The following is a 330-nucleotide window of genomic DNA, read 5'->3' as shown; positions in this document are numbered from 1 at the left end:
GAACATGGCCTGGCGCTGGCGCCGCTGAAGGCGCTGGGCGACGGCGTCAACGCTGCTACCCGCTCGATGGGCGTGGCGCTGACCAGTTGCACCGTACCGGCGGCGGGCAGGCCGACTTTCGACATCGGCGATGGCGAGATGGAATTCGGCGTCGGCATCCATGGCGAGCCCGGCCGCCGGCGCGACACGCTGAAAAGCGCCGATGCTATCGCGCAGGAGATTTGCACCGCGATCCTGGGCGATCTCGGCGATAGGGCGAAGGGTCCGGCGCTGCTGTTCGTCAACGGCTTCGGCGGCACGCCGCTGATGGAACTCTATCTGATGTACAAC

1 protein-coding gene is annotated in these 330 nt (G+C 67.0%); it reads left to right on the top strand.

What is annotated here, in order from left to right:
- A partial coding sequence (locus EOC06_RS41800) for a dihydroxyacetone kinase subunit DhaK (RefSeq protein ID WP_245469358.1) occupies positions 1-330 on the top strand: 330 nt, incomplete at both ends.

Source organism: Mesorhizobium sp. M7A.F.Ca.MR.362.00.0.0, from assembly GCF_004023175.1.
Taxonomy (GTDB): domain Bacteria; phylum Pseudomonadota; class Alphaproteobacteria; order Rhizobiales; family Rhizobiaceae; genus Mesorhizobium.
This window is presented reverse-complemented; position numbering and strand designations above follow the sequence as displayed.